Genomic DNA, 22,490 nt, shown 5'->3' with positions numbered 1-22,490 from the left:
GAGTGTGCGATGAGTCAGACGGTTTCGACGACAACGGGGATATCGTTCAGCTTCGACTTGCGCTCTTCGAGCGTCGCGGGGCGGATCTGGCCGCGCTCTTCCACGAAGGCCACGTTCGCATCGCCTGCATCGCTGTTGACGAAGTGACGGAAGCGCTTGCGCGTGTGCGGATCGGTGACGGCCTTCTTCCACTCGTCCTCGTACGTATCGACGACGAGCTGCATCTCGGCTTCGAGTTCGGCTGCGATATCGAGCTTGTCGTTGATGACCACGTCGATCAGATAGTCGAGCCCGCCTTCCAGGTTGTCGCGCCATACGCTCGTGCGTTGCAGGCGGTCCGCCGTGCGCACGTAGAACATCAGGAAGCGGTCGATATAGCGCACGAGCGTGTCGTGATCGAGATCGGACGCGATGAGTTCCGCATGGCGCGGCTTCATGCCGCCGTTGCCGCAGACGTAGAGATTCCAGCCCTTTTCCGTCGCGATCACGCCGACATCCTTGCCTTGCGCTTCGGCGCATTCGCGCGTGCAGCCCGACACCCCGAACTTGATCTTGTGCGGCGTGCGCAGGCCCTTGTAGCGGTTCTCCAGTTCGATCGCGAGACCGACCGAATCGCCGACGCCATAGCGGCACCATGTCGAGCCGACGCACGACTTCACCGTGCGCAGCGCCTTGCCGTAGGCATGACCCGATTCGAAGCCCGCTTCGATCAGCTCTTCCCAGATGAACGGCAATTGCTCGACGCGCGCGCCGAACATGTCGACGCGCTGGCCGCCCGTGATCTTCGTATAGAGGCCGTACTTCTTCGCGACCTGGCCGACGGCGATCAAACCATCGGGCGTCACTTCGCCGCCGGGCATGCGCGGCACGACGCTATAGGTGCCATCGCGTTGAATGTTGGCGAGGTAGTAATCGTTCGAGTCCTGCAGGCTCGCGTGTTCCTTCTTCAGCACGAACTCGTTCCAGCACGATGCGAGAATGCTGGCGACAGCAGGCTTGCAGATGTCGCAGCCGCGTCCCTTGCCGTGCTTCGCGAGCAGCGAGCCGAACGTGCGATGCCCTTCCACGCGCGCGATGTGATACAACTCCTGACGCGAATACGGGAAGTGCTCGCAGAGATGATTGTTCACCGCGAGACCTTGCCGCTTCATCTCCGACTTCATCACCTGCGTGACGAGCGGCACGCAGCCGCCGCACGAGGCGCCCGCCTTGCACGACGACTTGATCGCGCCGATGCTCGTCGCGCCCGCGCACACCGCCGCGCAGATTTCCGCCTTGCTCACGTTGTTGCACGAGCAGATCTGCGCGCCATCGGGCAAGGCTTCGACGCCGAGCGCGGGCTTGGCTTTGCCGTCGCTTTGCGGAAGGATCAGGAATTCCGGCGCTTCGGGCAGCTCGATCTTGTTCAGCATCATCTGCAGGAGCGTGCCGTACTCGGTCGCATCGCCAACCATCACGCCGCCGAGCAGGAACTTGCCGCAATCGGACACGACGATCTTCTTGTAGACCTGCTTGCGCTCGTCGCTGTACTGATACGTGCGGCTGCCGGGCGTCTTCGCGTGCGCATCGCCGATGCTCGCGACATCCACGCCCATCAGCTTGAGCTTCGTGCTCATGTCCGCGCCCGCGAACGCGGCTTCCTCGCCGATGATCTGCTTCGCGACGATGCGCGCCATGTCGTAACCCGGCGCGACGAGGCCGAACAACTGGCCCTGCCACAACGCGCATTCGCCGATCGCATAGATGGCTTCATCGCTCGTGCGGCAGGCGTCGTCGATCACGATGCCGCCACGCGGGCCGATAGTGAGACCCGCGGCGCGCGCGATGTCGTCGCGCGGACGGATGCCCGCGGAGAACACGATCATGTCGGTGTCGAGATGCGTGTCGTCGGCGAAGTTCATGCGGTTGACGGCGCCCTCGCCGTCGACGATCGCGAGCGTGTTCTTGCCCGTGTGCACCGTCACGCCGAGTTCCTCGATCTTGCCGCGCAACACGCGGCCGCCGCCGTCATCGACCTGCACGGCCATCAGGCGCGGCGCGAACTCGACCACATGCGTTTCGAGGCCCAGGTCGCGCAGCGCCTTCGCCGCTTCGAGACCGAGCAGGCCGCCGCCGACCACCGTGCCCGTCTTCGAGCGCGCGCCGCACGCCTGCATCGCTTCGAGATCTTCGATGGTGCGATACACGAAGCAGCCGTCGCGGTCCTTGCCCTCGACCGGCGGCACGAACGGATAGGAACCCGTCGCGAGCACGAGCTTGTCGTATGCGAGCACTTCGCCGTTCGAAGCCGTGACGGTGCGCGCCGCGCGATCGATCGCGACCGCGCGCGCATTCAGCTTCAGCGCATAGCCCGAACGCTCGAAGAAGCCTTCTTCGACGAGCGAAAGATCGTCCGCGCTCTTGCCCGTGAAGAATTCGGTCAGATGCACGCGGTCATACGCGGCGCGCGGTTCTTCGCACAGCACCGTCACGTGCAGCGCTTCGTTGCCGCTCTCGGCGAGACATTCGAGGAACTTGTGGCCGACCATGCCGTGGCCGATGACGACGATTTTCATGTCGGGACCTTCTCAGTTTGCAATGACGTTATTGGCGGCAAGCGCGCTTTCGCGCAGTGCGGCTTCGCGTGCCTTGTGTTCGGGGGAGAAGCGCACCGCGAGCGCGCACAGCGCCGTGCCTGCGACGATCACGCCGAGCATCGAGAGCGTCGCCTGCGCGTTGCCGAGGCCCTTCATCAGGAAGCCCGCCGTGACCGCGCCGACGTTGCCGCCCGCCCCGATCACGCCCGCCACGCCGCCGAGCGCGCGGCGATCGATGAACGGTACGAGCGCGTAGGTCGCGCCGCATGCCATGTGGGTGAAGAGACCGAATACGAGCATCGCGACGATGGCGAGCACGACGCTTCCCGCATGGGCAAACGCATAGAGGCCGATGCCTTCGCCCGCGATCAGCACGAAGAGCAGCGTCGCGCGGATATCGAGGCCTTTCTTCGCCGCGGCTTTATCGGAGAGCCAGCCGCCGAGCGCGCGTGCGAAGAGCGCGAGCAGACCGAAGCTGCCCGCCGCCATGCCCGCCTGGCCGAGCGTGAGATTGAAGTGATCGACGTAGTACACCGCCGCCATGTTGTGGATGAACACTTCCACGCCGAAGCACGCGCCGTAGGTCACGAAGAGCATCCACACGCGATAGTTCGAGCATGCGGTCACGAAGCTCTGCCAGCCGCCCTTCTTGCCGCCGTCGATGGCAATGCCCGCGCGGCGCAGCGTCGCGAAGTCGCCTTGCGGGCAGTCCTGCGTATAGCGCCAGTAGAAGTACGCCATCACCGGCATGGCGATGCCCGGCACGATCAGCGCGACGCGCCATGCCGATGCTTCGCCCGTGCCCAGCGCGATCGCGGCCGCGACGAGCAACGGGATGATCGCCTGCGCCGCGCCCGCACCCGCGTTGCCCCAGCCGGCGGTCGTCGCATTCGCGGTGCCGACGACGTTCGGCGCGAACATGACCGAGGTGTGGTACTGCGTGATGACGAAGCTCGCGCCGATCGCGCCGATCGCGAGACGGCACCACAGGAAGCTGTCGTAGCCCGTCGAGACCGCGGCGCCGAGCACCGGCACCGCGCCCGCGAGCAGCAGCGCGCTATACACCTTGCGCGGGCCGAAGCGATCGCACATCGGGCCGACGACGAGGCGCACGAGAATCGTCACCGCGACCGCCGCGATGTTGATGTTCGCGACCTGATCCGCCGTGAGACCATATTCGCGCTTGATGAGCGGCATCAGCGGCGCGCAGGCGAACCACGCGAAGAAGCACACGAAGAACGCCATCCACGTGAGATGGAAGGCGCGCATCGGCGCGGTGCGCATGCTGAAGAGATCGATCCGGGTGGCTTTGTCCATCGTCTTTCCGCAAAAAAGAAAGGCGTCCCGCGCATTCGACCGGTTAGCCGAATGCGGGGGACGCCGTTGTCCGATGCCCGCATGGCTGTGACCTGCCGGGCGCTGTATTCAGGACGGATCGCCGTTGATCCGATGGCGAGACATAAGGCAAGGGCTATGCCATGCGCGATGCATCGGCTGGAGAGGCTTGCTGCATAAGGCTTCGCGGGATGCTTGCACCGCTTGCGCGCACGCGCTCCACGTCGCGTTTCGATGCGGGCGGGCACAAGGATGGTGCGACGCAGCACTGATGCCGTGCGAACGTGCGCGCAGCGGTGTTTCGCGGCTCGCGCTTTTTGTACCATCCGGTTAGCCCTGGCGTTCACTCGAACGAAGCACGCGCGCGCCGAAGCGGTGCCGTGCATGCGCATTGCGCACAAGGACAGTGCGATGCACGGCGGCCCAATCCCTGTTCGACGCAATGGCCCGCTTATTGCATTGACGCAAGCGCTGCGGACAACGGCGTCCGCGGCGCCTCGAATCGAAAGAGCAAGGACAAAGGCGTCCCCATCGTGCAGCGACACGAGCGGACGCTATAGGCGTTTGCCGCGCCGATGCACCTCACGCCTCACATACGCAAAGCATCAGGAAGGAACGATGAGCAACTCAAAAGGCAAAGTCACGCTGCTGAGCGCAGGCCCCGGCGACCTCGACCTGCTTACCTTGCGGGCCGCGAAAGCCCTCGCCTGCGCCGACATCCTGCTCGTCGACGATCTCGCCAACGCCGATATCGTCACGCTCGCGCCGCAAGCGCGCGTGATTCGCGTCGGCAAGCGCGGCGGTTGCAAGTCGACGCCGCAAGCGTTCATTCAGCGCCTCATGCAGCGCTATGCGAAGAAGGGGCTGCATGTGGTGCGCGTGAAGGGCGGCGATGCGCTGCTCTTTGGCCGCGCGGGCGAAGAGATCGCCGCATTGCGTGAAGCGCATATTCCAGTCGACATCATCAACGGCGTGTCGTCGGGATTCGCGGCGGCGGCGGGTCTCGGCATCTCGCTCACGCATCGCGATCATTGTCAGGGCGTGACCTTCGTCACCGCGCACATGCAGGATCACAGCCAGCCGGATTGGGCCGCGCTCGCCGCCACCGGCACCACGCTCGCGATCTACATGGGCATGAGCCGCATCGCGACGCTCACGGCATCGCTGCTCGAAGCGTTGCCCGCGCGCACGCCGGCCGCCGTCGTGCAGAACGCGGGATCATCGAAGGAAAAGCGTCTCGTCACGACGCTCGACCGGCTCGCGGAAGAAGCCGCCGCCGCCGGTCTCGGCAGTCCCGCGGTCATTCTCATCGGCGGCGCGATCGGCGAAGCGGCTGAGTTCACGGCGCGCGCTGCGGACGCCAAAGGCTTTGCGCATGCCGCGTGAAGCAGGTTCTCAAACGGCGAACGGCGCGCTAAAGTCCAATGAACCGCTTCCGCCGTTCTTCGCATGACCCCTTCCGCTTCCCGCATGCTTCGCGTTCTTCTCGTCACCGACACCGACAAGCCCATCGGCGACCTGCGCGAGCAGCTCGCGCGCATGGGCTATGAAATGCTCGCTGAAGTCGCCGCGCCCTCGGCGTTGCACAAGGCTGTCGAGAGCCAGAAGCCCGATGTCGTCATCATCGATACCGAATCGCCGTCGCGCGACACGCTCGAGCAGCTCGCCGTGATGAACAAGGCCGCGCCGCGCCCCGTGCTGATGTTCAGCAACGACGCCGATCAGCAGTTCATCCGCGCGGCGGTCGGCGCGGGCGTCACCGCGTATTCCGTCGAAGGGCTTGCGCCCGAGCGGCTCGCGCCGATCATCGAAGTCGCGCTCGCGCGTTTCGCGCATGAAGCGCAGTTGCGCCAGCGCCTCGCGCAAGTGGAGAGCGAGCTGGAGCAGCGCAAGGTCATCGACCGCGCCAAACGCCTGTTGATGGAAAAACGCGGCATGTCCGAAAACGAAGCCTATGCGGCGCTTCGCAAGCGCGCGATGGATCAGGGCGTGAAGGTCGCGGAGATCGCGCGCCAGCTGCTTTCGATGGCCGATCTGCTGCGCTAGCCGACGCACTCAAGAACCGATATGAACCCGCCCGACACCAACTTTCCCGCGCCCGAGCGCACGCATCTGCGGCTCGGCTTCGTCGCGCTTTCCGATGCCGCGCCGCTCGCCGCCGCCGCGTTGCGCAAGCTCGGCGCACGCTACGGCATCACCATCGAGCTGTGTCGCCAGCCTTCGTGGGCCGCCGTGCGCGACAAGCTGCTCTCCGGCGAAATCGACGCCGCGCACGCGCTCTACGGGCTCGTGTATGGCGTGCAACTGGGCATCGGCGGACCGCAGGCGGATATGGCCGTGCTGATGGTCCTCAACCGCAACGGGCAGGCGATCACGCTGTCGCGGCCGCTCGCCGAGGCGATCGAGCAGGGCGCGAGCGTCAAGGAGGCGCTGCATTCGCTCGGACGCAAGCCGGTCATCGCGCAGACCTTTCCGACCGGCACGCACGCGATGTGGCTGTACTACTGGCTCGCCGCGCACGGCGTGCATCCGTTGCGCGATATTCAGAGCATCGTGATTCCGCCGCCGCGCATGGCCGATGCGCTCGTCGAAGGCGCGCTCGACGGCTTCTGCGCGGGCGAACCGTGGCATGCGGTGGCCGAGGCGCGCGGCGCGGGAAGGACGGTCGCGTACACGAGCGAGATCTGGCCGGATCACCCGGAGAAGGTGCTCGCGTGCCGGCGCGATTTCGCCGCACTGTATCCGAACACGGCGCGCGCGCTCGTGCGCACGATGCTCGACGCCTGCGCTTGGCTCGATGCGAGCGCGCATCGCAGCGAGATCGCGGAGGCGCTGTCGTCGGCGGAACTGGTCGGCGTGCCGCGCGCGCTGATCGAGCCGCGTCTTGCCGCTACCCACGGCGCCGACGCGCGCGCACTGCCCGTGCGCTTCTTCGATGGCGGCGCGGTCAACTATCCGCGCGTGTCCGACGGGCTGTGGTTCATCACGCAGTATCGGCGCTGGGGCATGCTCGATGCCGATATCGACGATGCGCGCATCGCGGCGGACGTGAACCAGACGGCGCTCTATCGCGAAGCGGCGCAGGCGGCGGGCATCGCGTTGCCCGGCGAACGGCGCGCGGCGACCTTCTGCGATGGCCGCGTGTGGGACGGCGGCGACGCCGCCGCGTATCTCGCAGGCTTCGAAATACGCGCCTAGAAAAGCGCCTACCATGGAATCTCCAGCGCGCACCGGAGATTCGCCATGGAATTGCTCGCCATCGCCATCGACAAACCCGAGGACACCAACTTCATCCTCGGCCAGTCGCATTTCATCAAGACGGTCGAGGATCTGCACGAGGCGCTCGTCGGCACGGTGCCCGGCATCCGTTTCGGGCTCGCGTTCTGCGAGGCGTCGGGCAAGCGGCTCGTGCGCACGTCGGGCACGGACGACACGCTCGTCGAGATGGCGGCGCGCAATGCGCAGAGCATCGGCGCGGGGCACAGCTTCATCATCGTGCTCGGCGACGGCTTCTTTCCCGTGAACGTGCTCAATACGATCAAGGCCGTGCCGGAGGTCTGCCGCATCTTCTGCGCGACCGCCAACCCGACGCAGGTGCTCGTCGCGCAGACCGATCAGGGGCGCGGGATCGTCGGCGTCGTGGACGGGCTGCCGCCGCTCGGCGTCGAAACTGCCGAAGACGTGCAGTGGCGCCGCGACCTCCTGCGCAAGATCGGCTACAAGGCCTGAAAATCCCCGAAACGCCCGCCGCGCCTTGACTTGGCGGCGCAAACCGCGAGAATGTGGCCCGCCGCCGCGCGCTCTGGCCCGCGTTTTTTCCGGCCGGGGCGCGACATCATGGAAAATACCGAGATACGGTATAAAGGCCGTAACGCTTTTTGTGCTGTTTTTTCGTGCTCTTCGGCACGCCGCATACGGCGCGCGCCTGAAATCCGCACGAACCGATAACTCCCGGCATCACACCCGCCGATACGGCACCGAACACCGGCCACCCGCGCCGCCCGAGGATAGGGTCGTCCTCTCGCGGCCTACAGGAGCATCACATGACCGACATGAATCCAGGCTTTTTCGGCAGGATAGGCATTGCCTTCGGGGCCTTCTTCGGCATTCTGGGCAATGCGGCGTTCGCGGGCCGCGTGCAGCGCCTGCGCGAAGCGCCCGAAGCGGCCCGAGCGCCCGATATCGAGCCCGATTTCAAAGCCGAAACACCGAAGCCCACCGCCGCGCCGGTCCAGCCCGCGCCGTCCGCGCTCACGGAAGCCAGCCCCGTCGCCGCCTTGCAGCTGCTCGGCCTTCTGCAGCGCGACGCGCGCTTCATCGATTTCGTCGAAGAGGACATCGCCAATTACAACGACGCCGATATCGGCGCGGCCGCCCGCCTCGTGCACGATGGCTGCCGCGCGGTGCTGCGCGAGCATTTCTCGATCAAGCCCGTGCGGACCGAAGCCGAAGGCAGCCGCATCACGCTGCAGGAAGGCTTCGATGCGGCGGCGGTGCGCCTGACGGGCAATGTCGTCGGCAAGCCGCCTTTCAACGGCAGCATCAGCCATCGCGGCTGGAAGGTCGAGGACACGCGCCTGCCGAAGCTCGCGCCGTCCCATGATGCGAGCATCGTCGCGCCGGCGGAGGTGGAACTGTGAGCGAAATCAACGAAAACCAGAGCCAGGCGCGCTACTCGATCGGCGTCGATCTCGGCACGACGCATTGCGCGCTCTCCTATGTCGACATGAGCGCGAGCGATGGCGAAAAGACCGCGCAAGGCGTGCTGCCGATCTCGCAGCTGACCGCGCCCGGCGCCGCCGAAGAGCGCGATCTCCTGCCCTCGTTCCTCTATCTGCCGCACGAAAACGAGCTCGCGCCCGGCGATCTCACGCTGCCGTGGACGCAGGAGCGCACGTTCATCGTCGGTGAGCTCGCACGTAGCCGTGGCGCGGGCACGCCGATCCGCCTCGTCTCCAGCGCGAAGAGCTGGCTGTGCCATCCGGGCGTCGATCGCCGCGCGGCGATTCTGCCGTCGGATGCGCCCGAGGAAGTCGAGCGCGTCTCGCCGCTGGAAAGCTCGGTGCGCTATCTGACGCACTTGCGCGAGGCCTGGAATCATCAGCATCCGGACGCGCCGTTCGATCAGCAGGACGTCACCGTGACGATCCCCGCTTCCTTCGATCCCGCCGCGCGCGAACTCACCGCCGAAGCGGCGGCGGCCGCCGGCTACACGCGCATGACGCTGCTCGAAGAGCCGCAAGCCGCGCTCTATAGCTGGATCCAGAAGTCGAGCGGCAACTGGCGCAAGCAGGTCAAGGTGGGCGACGTGATTCTCGTCGTGGATGTCGGCGGCGGCACGACCGACCTTTCGCTGATCGCGGTCGTCGAGCGCGAAGGCAATCTGGAGCTGCATCGCGTCGCGGTCGGCGAGCATATCCTGCTCGGCGGCGACAACATGGACCTCGCGCTCGCGCATACCGTCGCGCGCAAGCTCGCGGCGGCCGGCACGCAGCCCGATCCGTGGCAGTTGCGCGCCCTCACCTACGCGTGCCGCTCGGCGAAGGAAGCGCTGCTGTCCGATCCGTCCGTCGACGCCGTGCCGCTCGTCGTGCCGAGCCGCGGCTCGAAGCTCATCGGCGGGTCGCTGCGCACCGAACTCACCCGCGCCGAACTCACGCAAATCCTGCTCGAAGGCTTCTTCCCGCAAGTCGATGCATCGGCGCGGCCGGTTTCGCGCGCGCGCGTCGGCCTGACGCAGCTCGGTCTGCCCTACGCGCAGGACGCCGCCGTCACGCGTCATCTCGCGGCGTTCCTCGGCCGTCAGGTGAACGCGCTGGCGGAAGTGGAAGGCTTGCAGCGCGAAGCGCCGCAAGGCGCGACGATGCTGCATCCGACCGTCGTGCTGTTCAACGGCGGCGTGTTCAAGTCGCCACTGCTCGTCGAGCGCGTGATGACGACGCTCAATGCCTGGCTCGCCGCCGAGAACGCGCCCGCCGCGCGTCTGCTCGAAGGCGCGGACCTCGATCTGGCGGTGGCGCGCGGCGCGGCCTATTACGGCTATGTGCGGCACGGCAAGGGCGTGCGCATCCGCGGCGGCACGGCGCGCGCGTACTACGTCGCGGTCGAATCGGCGATGCCGGCCGTGCCCGGACTCGAGCCGCCCGTGCAGGCGCTGTGCGTCGCGCCGTTCGGCATGGAGGAAGGCACCGAGGCCGAATTGCCCACGCAGGAATTCGGGCTCGTCGTCGGGGAGCCGGTGCATTTCCGCTTCTTCGGCTCGTCGGTGCGCCGGCAGGATCAGGTCGGCACGCTGCTCGAATACTGGCAGCCGGACGAGCTGCAGGAACTCGAGGAGATCGAGGCGTCGCTGCCGCCCGAAGGCCGCACGCCGGGCGAAGTCGTGCCCGTCAAGCTGCATGCGCGCGTGACAGAAGCGGGCACGCTCGAACTCGAAGCAATTCCGCGCGGCTCGTCGGAGCGCTGGAAAGTCGAGTTCGACGTGCGCGGCGGCGCGGCCTCGGGCGTGGATCAGGGCATGGGCCTGTAAGTGTCCGCACGGAAGAAACGGGCGTCCGGCGCGCGGTACAGCGTCGGCATCGATCTGGGGACGAGCAATACGGTCGTCGCATACGCGGAGGCCGGCTCGAACGACATCCGCGTGTTCGAGATCGAGCAGCTCGTCAGTCCCGGCGAAGTGGCCGCGCGGCCGCTGTTGCCGTCGCTGCGCTATCACTTCGCGCCGGGCGAACTCAAATCCGCCGATCTGCAGCTGCCGTGGGGCGAGATGGAAGCGCCCGCGGTCATCGGCGAAATCGCGAGGAAGCTCGGCGCGCAGGTGCCCGGGCGGCTCGTGTCGAGCGCGAAGAGCTGGCTTTCGCATGCTGCGGTCGATCGCCTCGCGCCCATTCTTCCGTGGGGCGCGGGCGACGATGTCGAAAAAATCTCGCCAGTGATCGCGAGCGCGAGCTATCTGGCGCACGTGCACGCGGCGTGGAACGAGCGCTTTCCGGATGCGCCGCTGGACACGCAGGACGTGGTGCTGACCGTGCCCGCCTCGTTCGATGAAGGCGCGCGCGCCCTCACGCTCGAAGCGGCGCGCATGGCGGGACTCGAAACGCTGCGGCTGCTGGAAGAGCCGCAGGCCGCGTTCTACGACTGGCTGTTCCATCATCGCGAGACGCTTGGACGTGAACTCGCGTCCACGCGGCTCGTGCTGATCGTCGATGTCGGCGGCGGCACGACCGACCTCACGCTCATCCAGGTCGCGTTGGAAAATGGCGAGCCGCGCCTGACGCGCATCGGCGTGGGCAACCATCTGATGCTCGGCGGCGACAACATGGACCTCGCGCTCGCGCATCTCGTCGAGAAGCGGCTCGCGAGCGGCGACGCGCGGCTGTCCGCGGCGCGTCTGTCGCAACTGGTCGAGCGCTGCCGGGCCGCGAAGGAACAGCTGCTCGGCGCGAACGCGCCCGCTTCCACGTCGATCACGCTGCTGGGCGCGGGCTCGAAGCTCATCGGCGGCGCGCGCTCCACCGATGTCACGCGCGACGAAATCGAGCAGATCATCGTCGAAGGCTTTTTCCCGAGGGTGTCCGCGGGCGATCGCCCGATCCGCGCGCGCGGCGGCATCGTCGAGTTCGGGCTGCCTTATGCAAGCGACGCGGCCATCACGCGGCACATCGCGGCGTTTCTCGGCCAGCATGCGGGCGAAGCGCGCAAGGCGCTCGACGTCCCCGCCGAAATGCTCGCCATTCCGGACACCTTGCTTTTGAACGGCGGCGTGTTTCGCGCCGATCCGCTCGCGCGGCGCATCGCCGACACGCTTTCGGGCTGGCGCGGCGAAGCGGTCAACGTGCTCGCGAACGGCCATCCCGACGTGGCCGTCGCGCGCGGCGCGGTCGCGTATGCGCTCGCGCGCGCGGGCCACGCGCCGAAGATCGGCGGCGGCTCGGCGCGCAGCTTCTTCCTTCTGCTCGAAGACGACGCCAGCGCGACGCGCGGCGTCTGCGTGCTGCCGCGCGGCACGGAAGAAGGCCAGCCGATCCATCTCGCCGACCGCACCTTCGCGCTCACGCTCGGCGCGCCGGTGCGCTTTCACCTGGCGTCGTCGGTGGCGGAGACGGCTCATAAGGCGGGCGAACTCGCGGACCTCGCCGCCGCAGCGGGTGATTTCGTGCGTCTGCCGCCGATCGCGACCGTCGTCGATCCGCGCGCCGCGGACCACGGCAAGGCGCGCGAAACGCCGGTTCAACTGACGACTTCGCTCACCGAGGTCGGCACGCTGGAAATGCACTGCATCGCCGTCGACGATCCCGCGAAGCGCTGGCTGCTCGAATTTCAGCTGCGCCGCGAGACGGCTCAATCCGATGAAGCGGCGAGCGAACCGCATCCGGCGCTGCCGAAAGCCATCGAACTGATCGACCGCACGTTCGGCGCGAAGTCGCAGGACGTCGGGCCGAAGGAAGTCAAACGCCTGCGCGCGCAGCTCGAACAGACGCTCGGCGCGCGCGACACCTGGGACATCGCGCTGTTGCGCGAGCTCTTCGGCGCGCTGTTCGAGCGCGCAAAAAAGCGCCGCCGCACCGCCGATCACGAGCGCCTGTGGCTCAATCTCGCGGGCTACTGCATGAGGCCGGGATTCGGCCATCCGCTCGACGAATGGCGCGTCGAGCAGTTGTGGACGCTCTTCGATCAGGGCATCCAGTACAGCAACGAAAGCCAGATCTGGTCCGAATGGTGGACGCTCTGGCGCCGCGCGGCGGGCGGGCTGCCCGAAGCGGCTCAATTGCGGCTCCTCGACGACATGGCCTTCGTGCTCCAGCCGCCCGGCACGAGCCGCTACCGCAAGGCGGCGGGCGCGGCGCGCGCGGGCTACGAGGACATGGTGCGGCTCGCGGCATCGCTGGAACGCGTGAGCGTCGAACGCAAGATCGAGGTCGGCGAGTGGCTGCTCACGCGCCTCAGAAAACCTTCGGAGAACGTGCAGAGCTGGTGGGCCGTGGGCCGCATCGGCGCGCGCGCGCCCTTCTACGGCAGCGCGCACGGCGTGGTGCCGCCGGACGTCGCCGTCACCTGGCTCGATGCGATCCTCGCGCTCGACTGGAAGAAGATCGATCCGGCCGCGTTCGCCGCCGTGCAGATCGCCCGCATGACCGGCGACCGCTCGCGCGACCTGCCCGACGAGGCCCGCGCCGCCGTCGTCCAGCGCCTCGAAACGATGGGCGCGGCAGAGGCGTGGATCGCGATGGTCCGCGAGACCGTCGAGCTCGATCGCGCCGACGAAGGCCGCGTGTTCGGCGAAACGCTGCCGGCCGGGCTGAAGCTCATCCGTTGATCGCTTGCCGCGCGCATCGCGTCGAAATGCTTCGTCCTCAGAAGTTTTTTGCCGATACGTGGCGCCCGAGCCGCGCCGCGTCTTGAATACCGGCTGACCGCATCCTATGGTTATCAATGTGTCGATATGGACACGCACTGAAGGAGGTCAGCATGCCATCCCCACGCAAGGCTCAAGCGAGCCAGCCCGCTGAGACGGAAATGTCGAGCCGCAAGAAGACGGCCGGCAGCAAGGCGTCGCCCGCGAAGGCCGCAGGCACGAAGGAAATGCAGGTCACGAAGCGCACCACCAAGGCCAAACCGAAATCCTGAGCGGATTCAGGTCCGTGCAGAACCGCCCTCGTCATCGTGCGGGGGGCATATGTTGTGGCTGTCCTTCGAATCGGCGAGCGAAAACCCGACGCTCGCCGTTCGGCACCGGAACCGACCCGGCCTTCTTCCCTCCTCGCCTTCCCGCCCCGCCCGAGACACGCCAATAAGGCGCCAATAAGACGCAATATTTTCCGGTCATAACGGCTGATTGCTAAAAAAAGGCGTATTGGTATGACTGCATTGGCCTAAAGTAGAAAACCCGATTCCGTGAGCGAGCATGAAGATGGCCGTACCCCAACGCGCCGCCAGCGTGCGCAATCCAGGAATGCTGTTCGCGGCCGCCCGTGAGGCTGGCGCGAGCCTGGTGCGCAATCTCTCGATTCCGGCGCCGTTCTCCGATCCCGCGCTGGAGGCGCAGTTTCTCGAAGATCACAGCCAGCGCTTTTGTGCGTTCAGACGTGCGTCGACCCTGCTCGCGCTCGCCATCTGGACGTGCTTTCTCTGGTGGGACCTGAGCTTCGCGCGCGGCAACCAGGCGCTCAACGCGCGCCTCCCGGATATCCTCGCGCTGCGCTTCGCGGGCATCGCGCTGCTGTTCTTCGTCGGCGTGCTGGTGCTGCGGCCGTCGTTCCGCTCGCACGCAAGCTCGCAGCGGATCATTCTCACGGGCATCTACGGCCTGCTGTGCCTGATCCTCACGATGGTGGCGATTACGCCCGCGCCCTACAACTTCACGCAGCACTTCAACGGTCTCTGTCTCGCGCTGTTCTTCCAGTTCAGCTTCTTCTACCTGCGCTCGCGCATCGCGCTGATCGCCGGCGTCGTCACGCTCGCGTCGATCATCCTGCTGCAAATCAGCTTTCATCTGCTCAGCCCCGAGGACTTCTTCGCCGGGATGTTCTACATGTTCAACGTCGTGGTCGTCGGGCACGGCGTCTGCACGCACGCCGAGCGCGTGTCGCGCGAGCGCTATAGCTCGGAGCGCGCGCTCGCCGCGCTCAACGACGAATTGCGCACCGCGAACGTCTCGCTCGGCCGCAAAAACCGCGAGCTGGAAGTGTCGAAGAAGGATCAGGAAAACAAGACCAACGCGCTGCTCGCGCTGCGCGAGCAGCAGATGATCGCCGCGCAGACCGCGAGCCGCGAAAAGTCCAACTTCCTCGCCGCCGCCACCCACGACCTGCGCCAGCCGATGCACGCGCTCAACCTGTTTTTGCAGGCCGCCGCCGAGGCCATCCGCAACGGCGAGTTCGCTCAGGCCGAGCGGCTCATCAACGAATGCGGGCGCTCGTCGGTGATCCTCGCGCGGCTTCTGAACGCGGTGCTGGATCTGTCGCGGCTGGAGTCGGGGCGCGTCGTGCCGCGCTATCACGTGTTCGACGTGCGGCAGATCGTCGAGGAGGCCGCCGAGCAGTTGCGTCCGTTCGCGATGAGCCGCGGCGTCGAATTGCGGCTGCGGCTGCCGAAGGAAGACATCGTCTGCGTGCGCAGCGACGCGCACTGGCTCGGGCGCGCGGTCGCGAATCTCGTGTCGAACGGCATCAAGTACGCGGACACGAGCAAGACGTCGAAAGCAACGGTGATCGTCGGCGTGGTGCGCTCGCCGACGCGCGCGCGCATCGATGTACTGGACAACGGCATCGGCATTCCGGCCGATTATTTCGACGCGATCTTCCAGCCGTTCTTTCAGGTCGACAACCCCGAGCAGGACCGCGACAAGGGCCTGGGCCTCGGGCTGTCGATCGTCAATGCGGTGATTTCGATGCTGGATCAGCACCGCATCGAGCTGAAGTCCACCGAGGGGCGCGGCTCGCGCTTCTCGCTGGAAATGCCGCTGTGCGGACCGTCGCTGGACACGCCGTCAGCGCGCGCGCCGGCGCGCTCGGAAGCCGCCGAGGCCGCGCAGCTCAGCGGGCGCTACGTGCTGCTCGTGGAGGACGACGGTCTCGTGCGCGCGTCCACCGAGGCGCTGCTCTCGCAATGGGGCGTGCTCTACGACTCCGCCGCGACCTTCGAGGAATATGAGGAGATTCTCGCGACGGTCGAGCGTTTCCCCGATCTCATCATCACCGATTACCGCCTGCGCGACTTCAAGACGGCGCGCGAGGTCGCGATGCTCGGCGCGGCGAAGCTCGGGCGGCCCTGCCCGTGCCTCGTCGTGACCGGCGAGCCGGCTGCGACCATCGTCCCGCTCGCGTGCGATCACGACGTGCTTTCGAAGCCCGTGAGCCCCGCCGAACTGCGGCGCGAAATGGTGACGCTGATCGCGGGCGAATGCGCGGCGGCGGCGGCATGACGAAGCACAGGATCATCTACGACACCGATCCCGGCATCGACGATGCCATCGCGCTCGTGTTCCAGGCGCGGCATCCGGCGATCGAGCTCGTCGGCATCACGAGCGTGTTCGGCAATGCCGACATCGACACGACGACGACAAACGCGCTCTATCTCGCGTCGCGCTTCGCGCCGGGCGTGCCGGTCGCGCGCGGCGCGGCGGCGCCGCTGAAATGCCCGCCGCCCGAGCCGATCGCGCATATCCACGGCAACGACGCGCTCGGCGATATCGAGCGGATCGGGCACGTCGACGCGCAGGAGGACGGGCGCGCGGCGCACCGGTTCATCGTCGAGACGGTGCGGGCGCATCCCGGCGAGATCACGCTGCTCGCCGTCGGGCCGATGACCAATCTCGCGCTCGCCCTCGAAGACGATCCGGAGATCGCCGCGCTCGTGCGTGAAGTCGTGGTGATGGGCGGCGCGTTCGGCTTCAACGGCACGCTCGGCAATACGACGCCCGCCGCCGAGGCGAACATGCACGGCGACCCGGATGCCGCCGATATCGTCTTCGGCGCGCCGTGGAAGCTGTCGATCGTGGGGCTCGACGTGACCCACGAAACCGTGATGACGACGGCGTTTCTCGCTTCGCTGCGCGACCGTGCCGGCGATGCGGGCCGCTTCGTGTGGGACGTGTCGCGCTTCTACGAACGCTTCCACGCGGACGACGGCATGTCGAAAGGCATCTACGCGCACGATTACTCGGCGGCGGCATTCGTCGTCGCGCGCGAACTGTACACGCTGCGCAGCGGCCCGGTGCGCGTCCTGACCGAGGGCATCGCGGCGGGCCTCACGATACAAAAACCCGCGTCGATGCTCGCGAGCGCGCCGGACTGGGACACGCGCCCCGCCTGCGATGTCTGCATCGGCGTGGATGCGGACGCGGTGCTCGCGCTTTTCGCCAGGACCTTAACGGGCTAGCCGCGCGCCGAGCCACGCGCGCAGCGCTTCGACTTCCTCCATGCAGACGGAATGCGGCATCGGATAGGCATTCCATTCGACGTCGCAGCCCTGCGCGCGCGCGAATTCGCACGCCTGCTCGCCGAGGCTGACGTTGAGCACGTCGTCGAAGCTGCCGTGCGCGGCGAAGATGGAAATCGAGCGATTGGCTTCGGAGAGCGATTCATCGATCAGGCCTTCGGACGGAATGTAGCCCGACAGCACGATCAGCCCCGCGAGCTTCTCGGGATGCGTGAGCCCCGTGTGATAGGTCATCGCGCCGCCCTGCGAGAATCCCGCGATGAAAATGCGCTCGCTCGGAATGCCGCGCGCGTTCTGCTCCGTGATGAGCCCGCGCACGCGTTCCACCGAACGCGCAATGCCCGCCTCGTCCACGCGCCGGTTGATGCCCTCGAACGACAGGATGTCGTACCAGGCGCGCATCACGTAGCCGTTGTTCGCCGTGACCGCGATCTCCGGCGCGTTCGGAAACACGAAGCGGATAGCGGGTGCATCGTCCAGGCGCAGCTCGGGCACGAGCGGCACGAAGTCGTTGGCGTCGGCGCCGAGGCCGTGCATCAGGATCACGGCGAATTCGGGATTCGGCGCGGTTTCGATCTCGATGGTCGAAGATTGTTCGGTCATTGCCCGTCACTCCTTTTCAGATGATGGGAACGAGAATCTGCACGATGCCGACGACCGACACGAGCCACACGAGCGAGCGCACGAAGGGCACGCCCGCCACGTAGAGCGGCACGTAGACGAGGCGCGCGACGAAATACGCAAGCGCGCCGTAATGCGTGAGCGGGTTCTCGCGTCCCGTCACGTGCACGATCAGCACCGCGATCGCGAAAATCGGCAGCGTTTCGAACAGATTCGCCTGCGCGCGCATGAGCCGCCCGGAGAGCCTGCCGGGCGGCGGCGCGGGACCGTCGCGCGGTCCGGTGTTGTATCGGATGCCGACTTCGCGATTGCGCACCAATGCAGGGAGCAACACTTGCACCAGCGCGAGCACGAGCGTCCAGGCCAGCATCGTCAGTTCGAAACTCATGGCGTCTCCGGAAGATGAACCCTCCACGACGGGTCGCGCCCATCATGCCATCATGACCCGCGAGCGTGTAGTCTTGACGGCGATCCGGCTCGGAGTGTTCCATTCATGCATGCGATGACCCTGCGTCTCTCACCCGGCGACGACCTGCGCGCCGCGCTCGATCACGCTTTCCATACGCGCGGTCTCCCGGCCGCGTTCGTGCTGCAGGGAATCGGCAGCCTGAGCGTCGCCCGCCTGCGTTACGCGGGCCGCGACACCGCCGCCGAATTGCGCGGCGACCTCGAAATCCTGACGCTCGCCGGCACACTGTCCGCGCAAGGTCCGCACCTGCACATGAGCGTGTCCGACGCAGACGGCCGCGTGTTCGGCGGACACGTCACGCCGGGTTGCATCGTGCGAACGACGGCGGAGATCATCGTCGCGAATCTGCCGGACGAGCGCTACACGCGCGAACCCGACGCGGCGACCGGCTTCGCGGAACTCGTCATCCGGGCACGGTGACGGCGATGCCGGGCTTCGCGCCGTCGAGCGCGAGCTCGTGGAGCGCGATCATCTCGAAGGTCTCGCTCGTCTCCGAGTAATCCCAGCGCTCGACGGTGGTTTGCCGCATTTCGACACCGCCGGCTTCGTGGCGAATCACGTTCACCGAATTGTCGATGGTGCCGCGCGTGCGCCACGACAGCGCCGTGCCCGCCTGCACCGCCCACATGCGGCGCGGAAGGCCCGCGAACGTATCGTGCAGCGGCAGCACGTACGGCAGATGAATATGCCCGCCGAGAATCAGGTCCGCGCCCGCGCGCGCCCAGCGCTGCACCGCGCGTTCGCGGCCGTGCAACAGGTTCTTTTCGTCCTGCGAGCGCGTGACGGCCACCGGCTGATGCGTGACCACCACGCGCAACTGCGCCGCGTCCGCCAGCTCGAGCCGAGCGGCGACGCGCCTGATCTGCTGCATCGACACTTCGCCGTCCTTATGCCGGTATGGGCGCGTCGTGTTCACGCCGAGCACGAGCAGCCCGGGCGCTTCGAACGAAGGTTCCAGATCGGCGCCGAACGCGCGCTGATGATTCGCATACGGATAAAAAAACCGCGCGAGCGGATTGAAAAGCGGAATGTCGTGATTGCCGGGGATAACGAGCGTCGGCGTGGGACTGAGCGCATCGACGAACGCGCGCGCGGCGGCGAACTGGCCGCGGCGGGCCCGCTGCGTGATATCGCCCGACAGCACGATGAGCTCCGGCGACAGCGCATCGACGAGACGCAGCAAGGCCGCTGCGACTTGCGGCCGCTCGGTGCCGAAATGCGTATCGGAAATCTGCAGCAACACGGTCATGAGCGATTCGCTTCAGCCATCGCCGGTTCCGGCTTGAGCAGGAAGAGCGGCTTGTCGGAGACGCGGAATTCCAGCGGCATCGGCAGCTTCGCGATCTCGCCGTCCGTCGCGATCTTGATCGATTTGCGCTTCTTCGACGGACGCATCACCGTGATGCGCTCGAACGTGAAGCTCACGACGTGATCGGAATCGGACAGCCGTCCCGCCGCGCCATGCAGCGACAGCCACAGATGCATGAGCCGCCCCACCGGCCGCGGGGCAATCGCGACGAGCAAACCGTGTTCCAGCGCGCGCGCTTCCTCCGGCATGCCGATCTGTTCCATCTGCAGCCGGTTGTTGCCGACGAAAAGCGTCGACGAGCGAATCTCGGTGGTGCTGCCTTCGTGTTCGATATGCAGACGCAGGTGCCGGTGCGGCTTCAACAACGTGGCGAGCGCCGACCACAGCGCCACCAGCCGGCTGCGGCCGAACTGCCGCTTGTAGATTTCACGATCTTCGAGCAAACGCGGATAAAGCCCGAGACTCGCATTGACGAGAAACATGCGCCCGTTGACGAAACCCACCTGCACCGGATAAGCGCGGGCGTCGAGCAGGAGTTTCGTGGATTGTTCGAGATCGGCGGGAATGCCATGGTCGCGGCTGAAGTAATTGAAGGTGCCGCGCGGCAGCACCGCGAACGGGCAGCCGGCGTCGTGCGCCGCATGCGCGACCGTGCAGAGCGTGCCATCGCCGCCCGCGCCGACGAGCACGCCGTCCTGCGCGCAGGCCGCGGCGGCCGCTTCGCGCGCGACGTTCGCGAGGCGGCGCGGATCGTCGACGACGCGCAACTCGAAGCGCCGCCCCGCCGCGCCCAGCTCCTGCTCGAGGATGGTGCGCGTCGCGTCGGCCGGACGGCGGCCCGAGCCCGCGTTCATCACGATGAAGAACGGCGCGTCGGCGGCGAGCGTCTGTCCTGTTTCGGCGGATGCGGCGGATGTGACGGTTGGAGTCATCGGCGGCGCTCCTTTGATCCCCCGCGTGCGAAGGGCACGACGAGGCTGGCCCGCGCTTTCGCGCGAAGCCTGCCGATTATAACGAAATGCTTACAGCCGGACGGCCGGGCGCATCGCGCGCCGCCGGGGCTTACGTGTGCTCGCCGCGAATGTAGTACTCGAGCTGCTGGATGGTGAACTGCTGCTCGGAGATGATGTTCTTCACCAGATCCCCGATGGAGATCATGCCGACGAGCTTGCCGTCGTCGATCACCGGCAGGTGACGCATGCGCTTGTCGGTCATGAGCGCCATGCAGTCGTCGGTGGTCTGGTCCGGGCGCACGTAGCGCACCTGCGAGGTCATGATGTCGCGCACGGGCGTCTGCTTCGACGCGCGGTCCATCAGTACGACTTTGCGCGCATAGTCGCGCTCGGTCATGATGCCCACGATCTCGTCACCCTCGGTGACGATCACCGCGCCGATATGCTTGTCGGCCATCAGCTTGATTGCATCGAAGACCGACGCCGTTGCGGCAACCGTATAGACGGTCTGGTCGGGTTTCGAATTCAGAACCTGTGCGACTGTTGCCATCGAGCGCCTCCGTTGTAGCGGGGAACGTTGTTGCGCCTGGGCGACGGGTTTGCCTTGCGCCCTTGAGGAGCCTAAAGCCTTGCGCGCGGCGCCTTCATCGGCATTAACCCGACCATTCGAAAAAGTATAGATCAACGCGGCGGCGCGCAAGTGCGGCGCGCCACGTGAATCGTGAATCGCGGTTCATGCCGCGTGCCTACAGTTTCCCCGATCGCTGCCGCTAATCAGGAATTCGGCGGGATTCATCGCCATGAAGACGACCACGACGGCAACGCGGCGCAATGCACCGCTTAGAGGGAGAACGAGGTGAGCAGTTCACAACAGGATATCGAGCAGCGCGTGCGGCTCGCGGGCAGCAACATGTTCGAGTTGCTCCTGTTCAGGCTCGGCGAGACGCCGGGCTCGGAGCAACGGGAACTGTACGGCATCAACGTGTTCAAGGTGCGCGAAATTCTCGCGATGCCGACGATCACCGCGGTGGCCGGATCGAGCGAGGAGATTCTCGGTGTGGCGGATATTCGCGGACAGATCATTCCGGTGATCGATCTCGCGCGCATCACCGGCTGCCGGCCGAAGAACGGGCCGAAGATCCTGCTCGTCACCGAGTTCGCGCGGACGACGCAAGGCTTCGCGGTCGAGGAAGTCGACGACATCGTGCGGCTCGAATGGAACCAGGTGCTCTCGGCGGAATCGCATTCGGGCGGCAAGACCGTGACGAGCTTCGCGCGGCTCGACGGCAATGTCGACGGCTCGCGGCTCGCGCAGGTCCTCGACGTGGAGCGCATCGTGCGTGACGTGCTGCCGTCGCGGGAAGCCGACATCACCGAGGCGAACACCGGGCGGCTTCATTTGAAACCGGGCGCGCGCGTGCTGGCGGCGGACGATTCGGGCGTCGCGCGGGCGCTCATCGAACAAAGCCTTACCGCGATGGGCGTGCCCTTCGTGATGACCAAGACCGGTCAGGAAGCGTGGGACGTGCTGGAAGCGGCGCTCAGAAAAGCGCAGAAGGAAGGCACCGAGGTCGCGGATCATATCGCGCTCGTGCTCACGGATCTGGAAATGCCCGAGATGGACGGCTTCACCCTCACGCGCCGCATCAAGGCGGAAACGGGGCTGATGCACATTCCGGTGGTGATCCACTCGTCACTGTCGGGATCGGCGAACGAGCAGCATGTGCGCAAGGTCGGCGCGAATGCGTATGTGTCGAAGTTCGAGGCGTCGGAGCTCGCGAACGTGATGCGCGGGGCGCTCGCGCACGCCGCCTGAAAAACGATCGGCGCCCGGTGACACAGACCTCGTGAGTCTGCGTCACCGGGCGCCGAAGCGATCTTTCAGACTATCCGCCCGGCGGATAAGCCGGGCAAGCCGAACCGGTTATTGACCGAAGAAGACCGATTGCGCCTTGTTGGCCGATTGCGTGCGGTTACCCGATTGCGCCAGCGCGTCACGCGAGCCGCCGAAAGCGTGGACATCGGCGCCGTGAGCGTTTTCCTCGGCGGCGATCGCTTGCGCGCTCGGGCCTTGTTGCGAAGCCGGCGCGCCGACTGCCGGACGGTAGAACGGCGCCGGGCCGTAGCCGCTCGCGAAAGCAGGAGCAGCGAGCGTGGCGGAAGCGGCGATCAGGAGAGTAGCGAGAAGATTGCGTTTCATGGTGTGCTCCAAAGACGGTTGACGTTCAATCAGAAAGCGCCGAAGCGGTCTTGCGAGAAACTGTCTGCTACGTCGATGGAAAGCAGTG

The 22,490-nt window shown here is 66.5% G+C and carries 20 protein-coding genes; 12 read left to right on the top strand and 8 right to left on the bottom strand.

Annotated features, from left to right (window positions below):
• Positions 1-14: 14 nt before the first annotated feature.
• Entirely contained in the window at positions 15-2,555 is a 2,541-nt protein-coding gene (gene nirB, locus AC1Z32_RS28655) for a nitrite reductase large subunit NirB (protein WP_483482212.1), read from the bottom strand.
• A 12-nt stretch (positions 2,556-2,567) separates the two neighbouring features.
• Entirely contained in the window at positions 2,568-3,893 is a 1,326-nt protein-coding gene (locus AC1Z32_RS28650) for an MFS transporter (RefSeq protein ID WP_483482211.1), read from the bottom strand.
• 636 nt (positions 3,894-4,529) lie between these two features.
• On the opposite strand from AC1Z32_RS28650, the gene cobA reads away from it, so the two are divergent.
• The 10 genes from cobA to AC1Z32_RS28600 all read left to right on the top strand — a co-directional run bounded on the left by cobA (position 4,530) and on the right by AC1Z32_RS28600 (position 16,790).
• Positions 4,530-5,297, top strand: coding sequence for a uroporphyrinogen-III C-methyltransferase (gene cobA / locus AC1Z32_RS28645; protein ID WP_483482210.1), 768 nt, complete (start codon positions 4,530-4,532; stop codon positions 5,295-5,297).
• A gap of 84 nt (positions 5,298-5,381) precedes the next feature.
• A complete protein-coding gene (locus AC1Z32_RS28640; protein ID WP_483482209.1) occupies positions 5,382-5,957 on the top strand; it encodes an ANTAR domain-containing response regulator in 576 nt (191 codons plus the stop codon).
• Between the two features lie 21 nt (positions 5,958-5,978).
• A complete protein-coding gene (locus tag AC1Z32_RS28635) occupies positions 5,979-7,109 on the top strand; it encodes a CmpA/NrtA family ABC transporter substrate-binding protein (protein WP_483482208.1) in 1,131 nt (376 codons plus the stop codon).
• 45 nt (positions 7,110-7,154) lie between these two features.
• Positions 7,155-7,640, top strand: a complete 486-nt coding sequence (locus AC1Z32_RS28630; RefSeq protein ID WP_483482207.1) for an adenosine-specific kinase — start codon at positions 7,155-7,157, stop codon at positions 7,638-7,640.
• Positions 7,641-7,954: 314 nt separating this feature from the next.
• A complete protein-coding gene (locus AC1Z32_RS28625; protein ID WP_483482206.1) occupies positions 7,955-8,551 on the top strand; it encodes a DUF2760 domain-containing protein in 597 nt (198 codons plus the stop codon).
• The gene (locus tag AC1Z32_RS28620) at positions 8,548-10,440 is read left to right on the top strand and encodes an Hsp70 family protein (protein WP_483482205.1); all 1,893 of its coding nucleotides are present in this window, start codon (positions 8,548-8,550) and stop codon (positions 10,438-10,440) included. The genes AC1Z32_RS28625 and AC1Z32_RS28620 overlap by 4 nt, the downstream gene beginning before the upstream one ends.
• Positions 10,441-13,227: an Hsp70 family protein gene (locus tag AC1Z32_RS28615; protein ID WP_483482204.1), complete on the top strand. Its 2,787-nt coding sequence runs from the start codon at positions 10,441-10,443 to the stop codon at positions 13,225-13,227.
• A gap of 152 nt (positions 13,228-13,379) precedes the next feature.
• Positions 13,380-13,538, top strand: coding sequence for a hypothetical protein (locus tag AC1Z32_RS28610; RefSeq protein WP_157697443.1), 159 nt, complete (start codon positions 13,380-13,382; stop codon positions 13,536-13,538).
• A gap of 283 nt (positions 13,539-13,821) precedes the next feature.
• On the top strand, positions 13,822-15,834 hold the full coding sequence (locus AC1Z32_RS28605; RefSeq protein WP_483482203.1) for an ATP-binding response regulator: 2,013 nt from the start codon (positions 13,822-13,824) through the stop codon (positions 15,832-15,834).
• A complete protein-coding gene (locus AC1Z32_RS28600) occupies positions 15,831-16,790 on the top strand; it encodes a nucleoside hydrolase (protein ID WP_483482202.1) in 960 nt (319 codons plus the stop codon). The genes AC1Z32_RS28605 and AC1Z32_RS28600 overlap by 4 nt, the downstream gene beginning before the upstream one ends.
• Here the strand turns inward: AC1Z32_RS28600 and AC1Z32_RS28595 are convergent.
• Both AC1Z32_RS28595 and AC1Z32_RS28590 read right to left on the bottom strand, forming a co-directional pair.
• The gene (locus tag AC1Z32_RS28595; RefSeq protein WP_483482201.1) at positions 16,779-17,453 is read right to left on the bottom strand and encodes an alpha/beta hydrolase; all 675 of its coding nucleotides are present in this window, start codon (positions 17,451-17,453) and stop codon (positions 16,779-16,781) included. The two genes, AC1Z32_RS28600 and AC1Z32_RS28595, sit on opposite strands and share 12 nt — an antisense overlap.
• A 16-nt stretch (positions 17,454-17,469) precedes the next feature.
• The gene (locus AC1Z32_RS28590; RefSeq protein ID WP_483482200.1) at positions 17,470-17,859 is read right to left on the bottom strand and encodes an MAPEG family protein; all 390 of its coding nucleotides are present in this window, start codon (positions 17,857-17,859) and stop codon (positions 17,470-17,472) included.
• Between the two features lie 105 nt (positions 17,860-17,964).
• On the opposite strand from AC1Z32_RS28590, the gene AC1Z32_RS28585 reads away from it, so the two are divergent.
• On the top strand, positions 17,965-18,360 hold the full coding sequence (locus AC1Z32_RS28585) for a PPC domain-containing DNA-binding protein (RefSeq protein WP_483482199.1): 396 nt from the start codon (positions 17,965-17,967) through the stop codon (positions 18,358-18,360).
• On the opposite strand, the gene AC1Z32_RS28580 is transcribed toward AC1Z32_RS28585, so the two are convergent.
• From AC1Z32_RS28580 to AC1Z32_RS28570, 3 genes are all read right to left on the bottom strand, one after another.
• Complete coding sequence (locus AC1Z32_RS28580) at positions 18,344-19,189, bottom strand: metallophosphoesterase family protein (RefSeq protein WP_483482198.1); 846 nt, start codon at positions 19,187-19,189, stop codon at positions 18,344-18,346. The genes AC1Z32_RS28585 and AC1Z32_RS28580 overlap by 17 nt on opposite strands.
• Positions 19,186-20,181, bottom strand: a complete 996-nt coding sequence (locus AC1Z32_RS28575; protein WP_483482197.1) for a diacylglycerol/lipid kinase family protein — start codon at positions 20,179-20,181, stop codon at positions 19,186-19,188. The genes AC1Z32_RS28580 and AC1Z32_RS28575 overlap by 4 nt, the downstream gene beginning before the upstream one ends.
• A gap of 130 nt (positions 20,182-20,311) precedes the next feature.
• A complete protein-coding gene (locus AC1Z32_RS28570) occupies positions 20,312-20,752 on the bottom strand; it encodes a CBS domain-containing protein (protein ID WP_014251054.1) in 441 nt (146 codons plus the stop codon).
• Between the two features lie 306 nt (positions 20,753-21,058).
• Between AC1Z32_RS28570 and AC1Z32_RS28565 the strand changes: the two genes are divergently transcribed.
• Positions 21,059-22,018, top strand: coding sequence for a chemotaxis protein (locus tag AC1Z32_RS28565; RefSeq protein WP_483482196.1), 960 nt, complete (start codon positions 21,059-21,061; stop codon positions 22,016-22,018).
• A gap of 108 nt (positions 22,019-22,126) precedes the next feature.
• Here the strand turns inward: AC1Z32_RS28565 and AC1Z32_RS28560 are convergent, their stop codons facing one another.
• Positions 22,127-22,402 carry a hypothetical protein gene (locus tag AC1Z32_RS28560; RefSeq protein ID WP_062604185.1) on the bottom strand — a complete coding sequence of 92 codons (276 nt, stop codon included), beginning with the start codon at positions 22,400-22,402 and terminating at the stop codon, positions 22,127-22,129.
• Between the last annotated feature and the right edge of the window lie 88 nt (positions 22,403-22,490).

Source organism: Caballeronia sp. 11_S32 (genome assembly GCF_056930355.1).
This window is presented reverse-complemented; position numbering and strand designations above follow the sequence as displayed.

Excerpts from the sequence above, each read along its gene's own strand:
- nirB (WP_483482212.1), bottom strand. The coding sequence starts at position 2,555 with ATGAAAATCGTCGTCATCGGCCACGGCATGGTCGGCCACAAGTTCCTC.
- AC1Z32_RS28650 (WP_483482211.1), bottom strand. The coding sequence starts at position 3,893 with ATGGACAAAGCCACCCGGATCGATCTCTTCAGCATGCGCACCGCGCCG.
- cobA (WP_483482210.1), top strand. The coding sequence starts at position 4,530 with ATGAGCAACTCAAAAGGCAAAGTCACGCTGCTGAGCGCAGGCCCCGGC.
- AC1Z32_RS28640 (WP_483482209.1), top strand. The coding sequence starts at position 5,382 with ATGCTTCGCGTTCTTCTCGTCACCGACACCGACAAGCCCATCGGCGAC.
- AC1Z32_RS28635 (WP_483482208.1), top strand. The coding sequence starts at position 5,979 with ATGAACCCGCCCGACACCAACTTTCCCGCGCCCGAGCGCACGCATCTG.
- AC1Z32_RS28630 (WP_483482207.1), top strand. The coding sequence starts at position 7,155 with ATGGAATTGCTCGCCATCGCCATCGACAAACCCGAGGACACCAACTTC.
- AC1Z32_RS28625 (WP_483482206.1), top strand. The coding sequence starts at position 7,955 with ATGACCGACATGAATCCAGGCTTTTTCGGCAGGATAGGCATTGCCTTC.
- AC1Z32_RS28610 (WP_157697443.1), top strand. The coding sequence starts at position 13,380 with ATGCCATCCCCACGCAAGGCTCAAGCGAGCCAGCCCGCTGAGACGGAA.
- AC1Z32_RS28605 (WP_483482203.1), top strand. The coding sequence starts at position 13,822 with ATGGCCGTACCCCAACGCGCCGCCAGCGTGCGCAATCCAGGAATGCTG.
- AC1Z32_RS28600 (WP_483482202.1), top strand. The coding sequence starts at position 15,831 with ATGACGAAGCACAGGATCATCTACGACACCGATCCCGGCATCGACGAT.
- AC1Z32_RS28595 (WP_483482201.1), bottom strand. The coding sequence starts at position 17,453 with ATGACCGAACAATCTTCGACCATCGAGATCGAAACCGCGCCGAATCCC.
- AC1Z32_RS28590 (WP_483482200.1), bottom strand. The coding sequence starts at position 17,859 with ATGAGTTTCGAACTGACGATGCTGGCCTGGACGCTCGTGCTCGCGCTG.
- AC1Z32_RS28585 (WP_483482199.1), top strand. The coding sequence starts at position 17,965 with ATGCATGCGATGACCCTGCGTCTCTCACCCGGCGACGACCTGCGCGCC.
- AC1Z32_RS28580 (WP_483482198.1), bottom strand. The coding sequence starts at position 19,189 with ATGACCGTGTTGCTGCAGATTTCCGATACGCATTTCGGCACCGAGCGG.
- AC1Z32_RS28575 (WP_483482197.1), bottom strand. The coding sequence starts at position 20,181 with ATGACTCCAACCGTCACATCCGCCGCATCCGCCGAAACAGGACAGACG.
- AC1Z32_RS28570 (WP_014251054.1), bottom strand. The coding sequence starts at position 20,752 with ATGGCAACAGTCGCACAGGTTCTGAATTCGAAACCCGACCAGACCGTC.
- AC1Z32_RS28560 (WP_062604185.1), bottom strand. The coding sequence starts at position 22,402 with ATGAAACGCAATCTTCTCGCTACTCTCCTGATCGCCGCTTCCGCCACG.